The sequence below is a fragment of the uncultured Caulobacter sp. genome, assembly GCF_937900395.1.
Lineage (GTDB): Bacteria > Pseudomonadota > Alphaproteobacteria > Caulobacterales > Caulobacteraceae > Caulobacter.
Window position 1 is genome coordinate 1 of sequence record NZ_CALCDX010000123.1, and the last position, 9,122, is coordinate 9,122.

Consider the following 9,122-nt stretch of genomic DNA (forward strand, 5'->3'; position numbering starts at 1 on the left):
CGGCGTGTCGTCGCCCATCGAGCCGACGGCTTCCTTGCCCTCCTCGACCATCGGGGCGAGGATCATTTCCAGGTCTTCGAGGCTATAGCCGGCGGCGGCCTGGCGGCGGGTCAGCTCCTCGCGGCCGTACTTGCGCGGCTCGGGACCGGGGCCGATCTCCTTTTCGAGATCGACCATGTTGCCCAACCACTCGGTGTAGGGGTGACGGCCGGCCAGTTCGTCGATGATCTCGTCTTCGCCATAGAGGCGGCCTTCGGCCAGGTCGATGGCGATCATTCGCCCCGGCGAGATCGCCAGCTTGCGGGTGATGCGGCTTTCCTCGACGCCGCACATGCCGGCTTCCGAGCCCATGATCACCAGGCCGTCATCGGTATAGGCCACGCGCAGCGGACGAAGACCCGAGCGGTCCTTGCCGGCCACGACCCAACGACCATCGGTGGCGCACAGGGCGGCCGGACCGTCCCACGGCTCCATCACGGCGTTGCAGTACGAGTAGAGCGCCTTGTGGGCGTCCTTCATCTTCGGGTTCGAGGCTTCCGGCACCAGCAAGGCCTTGGCCATCGGCGCGTCACGACCGGCGCGCACCAGCACCTCGAAGGTGTTGTCGAGGTTGGCGCTGTCCGAACCGCCCGGCTGGATCACCGGCTTCACGTCGTCCCCGAACTCGCCGAAGGCCTGAGCGGCCATCTTGATCTCGTGGGACTTCATCCAATTGATGTTGCCCTTGATCGTGTTGATCTCGCCGTTGTGGGCGAGCATCCGGAAGGGCTGGGCCAGGCGCCACTGCGGGAAGGTGTTGGTCGAGTAGCGCTGGTGGAAGATGGCGACCGCCGCGGCGAAGCGCTCGTCCTTCAGGTCGGGATAGAACTCATCGATGTGCTCGGCCAGGAACATGCCCTTGTAGATCAGGGACTTGGCCGAGAACGAGCAGATGTAGAAATCGGTGACGTTCTGGCCGTGTACGCGCTTTTCGATGCGCTTGCGGCACAGGAACAAGGCGCGCTCCAGCGCTTCGCCGTCCAGGCCGGCCGGAGCCGCCAGCATGATCTGCTCGATTTCCGGGCGGGTGGCGTTGGCCTTCTCGCCGATGACGGCGGTGTTCACCGGCACCTGGCGCCAGCCATAGATATAGAAGCCGAAGCGCAGGGCCTCGGCCTCGACGATCGTGCGGCACAGCTCCTGGGCGCCGAGGTCGGTGCGGGGCAGGAAGACCTGACCGACGGCGATCGGGCCGGGGCGCAGGGCGTGGCCGGTGCGGCGCACCTGATCCACGAAGAAGTCCTGCGGGACGCTGACCAGGATACCGGCCCCATCGCCGGTCTTGCCGTCGGCGTCGACCGCGCCACGGTGCCAGAGGGCCTTCAGGGCCTTGATCGCCAGTTCGACGACCTCGCGGCGCGGCTGGCCGTCGATGGCGCAGACGAGGCCCACGCCGCACGCGTCGCGTTCGGTCGACGGGTCGTAGGCGTGGCCGTCGATCAGGGCCCGGCGGTTCTTCAGATAGAGGTCCATCGCGGTCATGGTCTTCGGGTCCTCTCTCTTATTCCGCCGCGATCAGCGCGGGGGCGCCGACCTTGGCCTGCAGGTAGCGGTGGATGGCGTCGGCGGCGTCGCGGCCGTCCTTGATCGCCCAGACGACGAGCGAGGCGCCGCGCACGATGTCGCCGGCGGCGAACACGCCGTCGAGATTGGTCATCTGGTTGCGGACGTCGGCCTTCACGGTGCCCCAGCGGGTCACCTTCAGGTCCGGCGCCGACCACAGCTCGGGCAGGTTCTCGGGCTCGAAGCCGAGCGCCTTCACGACCAGTTGAGCCGGGCGGTCGAAGTCGCCGCCGGGAATTTCCTCGGGGCTCTGACGGCCCGAGGCGTCCGGCGCGCCCAGGCGCATGCGGATGGCGCGCACGCCGGTGACGGCCTCGGCCTCGCCCGACAGGGCGCGCGGGGCGGCCAGCCATTCGAAGGTGACGCCTTCTTCCTCGGCGTTGGCCACTTCGCGCATCGAGCCGGGCATGTTGGCCTTGTCGCGGCGATAGAGGCAGGTGACCGAGGCCGCGCCCTGGCGGATCGCCGTGCGCACGCAGTCCATGGCGGTGTCGCCGCCGCCCACCACGACGACGTCCTTGCCCTCGGCGTTCAGCTCGCCGGAGTCGTAGGCCGGGACGCTGTCGCCCAGCGACAGGCGGTTGGAGGTGATCAGATAGTCGAGAGCCGGCACGACGCCCTTGCTGCCAGCGCCGGGAACGGTCAGGTCGCGCGCGGCGTAGACGCCGACGGCGATCAGCACCGCGTCGTGCTGGGCGCGCAGCTCTTCCAGGGTGGCGTCCTTGCCCACCTCGAAGCCCAGCTTGAAGACCACGCCGCCGTCGGCCAGGCGCTGGGTGCGACGCTCGACGACGTCCTTCTCCAACTTGAAGCCCGGGATGCCGTAGATCAGCAGGCCGCCGGCGCGGTCGTGGCGGTCATAGACCGTGACGTCATAGCCAGCCTCGCGCAGCTTCTCGGCCGCGGCCAGGCCGGCGGGGCCCGCGCCGATGACGCCGACCGATTGGCCGCGCGCTTCACCGGCTGCGAGCGGCTTCACCCAGCCGTTCTCCCAGGCCTTGTCGGTCAGGTAGCGCTCGACCGAGCCGATCGTCACGGTGCCGTGACCCGACTGCTCTATGACGCAGTTGCCTTCGCACAGCCGATCCTGCGGGCAAATCCTGCCGCAGACCTCTGGCATGGAGTTGGTCGCCTGCGACAGGGCGTAGGCCTCTTCCAGGCGGCCCTCGGCCGTCATCCGCAGCCAGTCGGGGATGTTGTTGTGCAGCGGGCAGTGAGTCTGACAGAACGGCACGCCGCATTGCGAACAGCGCGAGGCCTGCTCGGCCGCCTTGGCGTCGATAAAGTCGGCGTAGATCTCGTGGAAGTCGCCGGAACGCTCGGCGGCCGCGCGCTTTTCGGGCGTCTTGCGGGGCACCGTGATGAATTTCAGCATGCGCTCGGCCATGCGACTTCCCTCGTCATCCCTGGCGGGAGAAAAATTGCTCTGGCGGGCGTCTTACGGACTCTTTAGGGCAATAAGAATGTCTTGGTAAAAAATATAGACAAATATATCCTTGGTGATGGTGCGGTTATTGCGAGCGCATCGCAACCAGCGAGAAAATTGGTCTACTTTGTGGATTAACGCCGTGTTTACGATGTTTGGCGCACGCCGAGGGGCAGCGCTCTAGGGGACCTTCATGCCAGATTGGCTCATCGCACTTATTCTCGGGCTGATCGAAGGTCTGACCGAATTCATCCCGGTTTCCTCCACCGGCCACCTGCTGCTGGTCGGCCATTTCCTGGGCTTCCACAGCCCCGGCAACACCTTTCAGGTGCTGATTCAGCTGGGGGCCATCCTGGCGATCACGAGCGTCTATTTCGGCCGGCTATGGAGATTGCTGACCACCCTGCCGACCGATCCGGGCTCCCGTCGGTTCGTGATCGGCATTCTGCTGGCGTTTCTCCCGGCGGTGTTTGTCGGGGTCGCCGCGCACGACTTCATCAAGACCGTGCTCTACGAGACGCCGGCCTTGGTCTGCGCGACCCTGATCATCGGCGGCTTCATCCTGTTGGCCCTGGATCGCATGAAATTCGAGCCGCGCTACACCGACGTGGCGGACTATCCGTTGAAGACCGCCTTCATTATCGGTCTTTTCCAATGCCTGGCCCTGGTGCCCGGCGTGTCTCGCTCAGGCGCGACGATCGCCGGCGCCTTGCTGTTGAAATGCGACAAGCGCTCGGCGGCCGAGTTCAGCTTCTTCCTGGCCATGCCGACCATGGCCGGCGCCTTCGCCTACGACCTCTACAAGAACATCGATCAGCTCAGCACCAACGACCTGGGCCTGATCGGGCTGGGTTTCGTGGCGGCTCTGGTGTCGGGGGTCTTCGTCGTCAAGACGGTCCTGAACTTCATCACGCGCCACGGCTTCGCGCCGTTCGCCTATTGGCGCATCGTCGTGGGCGTCATCGGTCTGGCGCTGCTGTACGTTCCGCGCTGATCAGCGGCGGACAACAAAAAGGCGGACGCCACGGGGCGTCCGCCTTTTCATGCTTGCTGCTAAGTGAAAGCTAGAACGCGCCCGCCGGGGTCTCCGCGTACTGGCCGCCCTTGCGGTAGCGGTAGAGATAGGTTGGGACCACGGCCTCGACGGCCGTCGCGGCCACGCCGGCCTCGGCCAGACCGGGTAGGCCGTGGGCGGCGATGTTGTCGCTCTTGAGCATCTCGACTTGATCCGTCGTCAGCGGCGGGGCCAGCGGCAGGATCGAGGCCTGAAGGTCGCCCAGCGATCCGATCAGGCCAGCCAGCGGCCACGGCACGGGCAGCAGCGGACGGTTGCGGCCCGTCTCGGTCAGGATCAGCTCGAGAATCTCGCGCATCGTATAGACGGTCGGACCGCCGAGCTCATAGGTCACGCCGACCGCGGCGGGGCTGGAGACGGCCTTGGCGATCACCGCGGCCACGTCGCCGACGAACACCGGCTGGAACTTGGTGTCGCCGCCGACCAGCGGCATGACCGGCGCCAGGGCGGCCATCTGGGCGAAACGGTTGAAGAAGGCGTCCTCAGGGCCGAACACGATCGAGGGGCGCACGATCGTCGCGCCCGGGAAGGCGGCGCGCACGATGGCCTCGCCTTCACCCTTCGAGCGGGCGTATTTCGCCGTGGCGTTGATGTCGGCGCCGATGGCGCTGACGTGCACCAGGCGCTTCACGCCGGCCTTGGCGGCGGCCTCGGCGACGTTGCGCGCGCCCATGGCGTGGATCGACTGGAATTTCTGCCGACCGCTCTCCCAGAGGACGCCGACCAGGTTGACGCAGGCCTCCGCGCCGTCCAGCGCGCGGGCCACCGAGTTCGGCACGCGGACATTGGCCTGGACCACCTCGATCTGGCCGACATCGCCCAGCATGCGCATGCGATAGGCGAGGTTCGGCTGGCGCACCGCCACCCGCACCCGATAGCCCGCCTTGGCGAGCGCCCGCACGACCTGGCCGCCCACGAAACCGGAGCCGCCGAACACCGTGACAAGACCCTGCATCTTCATTCCTCGTCGCATGCGATGACGCGGGAATTAGACGACCGAGCGCGGCGACGCAACGAAATCACGATTTGTCGTTTTTTCGCTGTTGACGCGGCCGAACGCTTTCCCTAAACGTCCCGGCCTCGCGGCGACCTAACCGGTTGCGACTGCGGGCCCAGGTGGCGGAATTGGTAGACGCGCTGGCTTCAGGTGCCAGTGACCGAAAGGTCGTGGAGGTTCGAGTCCTCTCCTGGGCACCACCCCTTGTTCAGCTTCTTTAGAGAAGCGGGGGGTGGCGCCAAAATCCTCATCAGATAGATATCCCATTCATCGTGAGTATATGTAACGCGCGCCTATATCGGGCGCGTGGTTGAACGCGTCGTAAGCGCGGTTCTCGCCGGAGATTTCTGAGACTTGGCCAATTTCGTTCACGAGGGCGACCTGCCCGATGGCGTGTTCGCGGGCGCGAGCATCGTCGCGATCGATTCGGAAACCATGGGTCTGCGCCTAGGGCGCGATCCGTTGTGCGTGGTGCAGCTGTCGTCCGGCGACGGCGACGCCCATGTCGTGCGGCTGAGCCGGCCCGGCTACGACTGCCCGAATCTGAAGGCCCTGCTGACCGATCCGGCCATCCTGAAGCTTTTTCACTTCGGCCGCTTTGATATCGCCATGTTCGAACTCCATCTGGGAGTCGTGACCGCGCCCGTCTATTGCACCAAGATCGCCTCGAAGCTGGCTCGCACCTATACCGATCGCCACGGCCTGAAGGACGTGACGCGCGAACTGCTGGGCGTCGAGCTGTCGAAGGCGCAGCAGTCTTCGGACTGGGGCTCGCCCTCGCTGAGCGCCGACCAGGTCGCCTATGCGGCCTCGGACGTGCTGCATCTGCATGCGCTGCGGGAGAAGCTCAACACCATGCTCGAACGCGAGGGTCGCATGGCCTTGGCTCAAGCCGCCTTCGACTATCTCCCCCACCGCGCTTCGCTCGATCTGGCCGGTTGGGAGGATGTCGACATCTTCGCGCACAGCTGACGGACGGACGATGCAGCCTGCCGCGGTCATGAACGGAAGAGCGATCAGCGCCGATCTCGCGCGCTGGCGCCGCCGCTCGCGCCGCGTTCTGCTGGCGCGCATCGTCCTGCCGATCGCGATCGGCGCCCTGCTGCTGGTCGTTGTTTCACAGGTGGGCTGGCGCACCTACATGGCCGCTACCCATCCGCCCGTCGAGGCCAAGACCGAGATCCGGCTGATCACGCCGCGCTTCTACGGCCAATCGACCGACGGTCGCAGCTTCATGATCACCGCGCGCTCGGCGATCCGCGACGACGCGGACCCCCGGCGAATCATGCTGGACGAGCCTGCGCTCACCCTGGATCTGGGCTCGCCGACCCCCACGCGCATGACGGCCAAGAGCGGCGTTTACCGCCAGGACGATTTTGGCCTGACCTTGAAGGACGACGTGCGGCTGGACGATGGCACGGGCTATCGCTTCGCCTCGGAGGAATCGTTCGTCGATACGCGCACCGGCGATGTCACCGGCGAGAGCACGCTCAATGGCGAAGGCCCCAGCGGACAGGTGCAATCGCGCGCCTACTCCGTATATGACAAGGGCGACCGCATCGTTTTCCGGGGCGGGGTTCGCGCGCGGCTAGAACGGCAGTAAAGAACGTAAATGGCGCAGGTTCGCTGAGGCGGCCGCGACGGATGAGGACATGGTTCTGATGAAGCGATGGACGGCTGCTGCGGCGACCGCGTTGGTCCTGTCTGGGTTTGGAGCCGCCGGCGCGGCCTATGCCCAACAAGGCGACTCGAGCGCGCCGATCGACGTGTCCGCTGATCAGCAGGAAACAATCAACAGCAAGTGCATCACCATCTTCCGCGGCAACGTGGAGATCCTGCAGGACCGGTCGCGGATGCGCGCCCAGCAGGTGACGGTGTACAGCGCCAAGCGCGCCGGCTCGGACAACGGTTGCGGCAACGCTCAGCGTCTGGAGGCCGAAGGCGACGTCTATGTCGTCAGCGAGAACCAGAAGGCCCGCGGCGACCGCGCGGTCTATACGTTCAGCGACAACATCGCGGTCCTGACCGGCGACGTTATCCTGACCAAGGGCAAGGACGTGGCGCGGGGCGACCGCCTGACGGTCAACACCAAGACCAACGACGCCAAGCTGGAATCCAGCGCCAAGGGCCGCGGCGCGTCGCGTCGGGTTCGCGCGGTGTTCTATCAGGACGACAGCAAGAAGAACGACGCGCCCGCCGCGTCCGACCAGCCGGCCCAGCGCTAGGATCGTTTCATGACCCTGACCTCCGCCGACATGGACGGCCTGTTCGTCGATTCCGTGGGCAAGTCGTTCGGCGACCGTCCCGTCGTCAAGAACGTCTCCCTGCGCCTCAAGCGCGGCGAAGTCGCGGGCCTGCTGGGCCCGAACGGCGCTGGCAAGACGACCTGCTTCTACATGATCACGGGCCTGATCGCCGCCGACTATGGCGCCATCTATCTGGACGGCGAGAACATCACGGCCCAGCCGATGTTCCAGCGCGCCCGTCTGGGCGTGGGCTACCTGCCGCAGGAAGCTTCGATCTTCCGCGGCATGACGGTCGAGCAGAACGTCATGGCGGTGGTCGAGATGCGCCAGAAGGACGCCCGCAAGGCGCGCGAGCAGGTCACCAGCATCCTGGAAGAGCTGCGCATCACCCACATCCGCAAGTCGCCCGCGGTCGCCCTGTCGGGGGGTGAGCGTCGTCGCGTTGAAATCGCCCGCGCCTTGGCCAGCGAGCCGTCGTTCATGCTGCTCGACGAGCCGTTCGCCGGCATCGACCCCCTGGCGATCGCCGACATCCGCGAGGTGATCGGCTACCTGAAGAGTCGCGGCATCGGCATCCTGATCACCGATCACAACGTCCGCGAGACGCTCGACATCATCGACCGCGCCTCGATCATCCACGCGGGCGAGGTGCTGTTCGAAGGCTCGCCGCGCGAGATCGTCGACAACCCGGAAGTTAAGCGGGTGTATCTGGGCGACAGCTTCTCCGAACCCAGGTTGGGGGCCTGATCGCGGGCCGCTCTGGCCGATCGGGAGCGTTCTGGGACGCTGAACACGCCGCAAAGTCCTTTTCCTAAAAGGGCTTAGCCGCTGGCACGATATTTTCCCGAGGCGGAAGGTCGCACCGGCCCGATATTTGCAGGCGTTCGCAAGCCGTTAACCAAACCAGCCCTTCAATGACGGTCGAGATTGGTTCGTTCGTCAGGAGGGCGCATTGGCGCTCAGCCACAGACTTGAGCTCCGGCAAGGCCAGGGCCTCGTCATCACCCCCCAGCTGCAGCAAGCGATCAAGCTGCTGCAGCTGTCGAACATTGAGCTCGACGCCTTCGTCGAGGCCGAACTCGAGCGCAATCCGCTGTTGCAGCGTGATGAAGGCGAAGCCGAGCCGGCTTCGGACGGCGAGGCCGAGCGCGATCCCAGCCTGACCCAGCTCGACGTAGTGGCCGACACCGCGGCCAGTCGTGAAATGGACGCGCCCATGGAGGACGTCTCACCCGGCGAGCGCGCCACCGGCGACGGCGCGGAGGCCGAGCATGCCGGGGGGCAGATCGACTGGTCGCGCGCGGGCTCCGGCGGATCCTTTGACGGCGACGAGGGCTACGAGAGCGCTCTGGTCGATGTTCCGACGCTTTCCGCCCACCTGCGGGCGCAACTCGTCCAGGCCGCCCTGTCGCCGGCCCGCAACGCCATCGCCGAGATCCTGATCGATGCGGTGGACGAGGGCGGATACCTGCGTCTCGACGTGATCGAGCTGGCCGCGCGGCTGGGCTGTCCGCTGGCGATGGTCGAGGAGGTCCTGACGGTCCTCCAAGGCTTCGAGCCCGTCGGGGTCTTCGCCCGCGACGTCCGCGAGTGCCTAGCCCTGCAGCTGAAGGACCTGAACCGCTACGATCCGGCCATGGCGGCCATGCTCGACCACCTTGAGCTGCTGGCCAAGCGCGACATGGCGGGGCTGCGGCGGGTATGCGGCGTCGATGACGAGGACCTGCGCGACATGATCGCGGAAGTCCGCGCGCTGAACCCGCGCCCTGGCGCGGC

At 66.3% G+C, this 9,122-nt stretch carries 7 protein-coding genes, 1 tRNA gene and 2 pseudogenes; 7 read left to right on the forward strand and 3 right to left on the reverse strand.

What is annotated here, in order from left to right:
* A partial coding sequence (locus Q0379_RS10360; RefSeq protein ID WP_299007984.1) for a glutamate synthase central domain-containing protein occupies positions 1-1,521 on the reverse strand: 1,521 nt, incomplete at its 3' end.
* Between the two features lie 19 nt (positions 1,522-1,540).
* A complete protein-coding gene (locus Q0379_RS10365) occupies positions 1,541-2,989 on the reverse strand; it encodes an NAD(P)-dependent oxidoreductase (RefSeq protein WP_299007986.1) in 1,449 nt (482 codons plus the stop codon).
* 232 nt (positions 2,990-3,221) lie between these two features.
* Here Q0379_RS10365 and Q0379_RS10370 point away from each other — a divergent pair, with 232 nt between their 5' ends.
* Positions 3,222-4,022, forward strand: a complete 801-nt coding sequence (locus tag Q0379_RS10370) for an undecaprenyl-diphosphate phosphatase (protein ID WP_299007988.1) — start codon at positions 3,222-3,224, stop codon at positions 4,020-4,022.
* 70 nt (positions 4,023-4,092) lie between these two features.
* Here the strand turns inward: Q0379_RS10370 and Q0379_RS10375 are convergent, their stop codons facing one another.
* Entirely contained in the window at positions 4,093-5,058 is a 966-nt protein-coding gene (locus tag Q0379_RS10375; RefSeq protein ID WP_299007990.1) for a complex I NDUFA9 subunit family protein, read from the reverse strand.
* Positions 5,059-5,213: 155 nt separating this feature from the next.
* On the opposite strand from Q0379_RS10375, the gene Q0379_RS10380 reads away from it, so the two are divergent.
* The 6 genes and pseudogenes from Q0379_RS10380 to Q0379_RS10405 form a co-directional block, all read left to right on the forward strand.
* Positions 5,214-5,300 (forward strand) — tRNA-Leu (locus Q0379_RS10380).
* A gap of 154 nt (positions 5,301-5,454) precedes the next feature.
* Positions 5,455-6,072, forward strand: coding sequence for a ribonuclease D (locus Q0379_RS10385; protein WP_299007994.1), 618 nt, complete (start codon positions 5,455-5,457; stop codon positions 6,070-6,072).
* A pseudogene (lptC, locus tag Q0379_RS10390) lies at positions 6,039-6,703 on the forward strand (LPS export ABC transporter periplasmic protein LptC). Before Q0379_RS10385 ends, lptC begins: the two are co-directional and overlap by 34 nt.
* Positions 6,704-6,761: 58 nt before the next feature.
* A complete protein-coding gene (locus Q0379_RS10395; protein WP_299008002.1) occupies positions 6,762-7,325 on the forward strand; it encodes an LptA/OstA family protein in 564 nt (187 codons plus the stop codon).
* A gap of 9 nt (positions 7,326-7,334) precedes the next feature.
* A complete protein-coding gene (lptB, locus tag Q0379_RS10400; RefSeq protein ID WP_066687936.1) occupies positions 7,335-8,093 on the forward strand; it encodes an LPS export ABC transporter ATP-binding protein in 759 nt (252 codons plus the stop codon).
* Between the two features lie 205 nt (positions 8,094-8,298).
* Positions 8,299-9,122, forward strand: a pseudogene (locus tag Q0379_RS10405) (RNA polymerase sigma-54 factor); the annotation flags it as partial.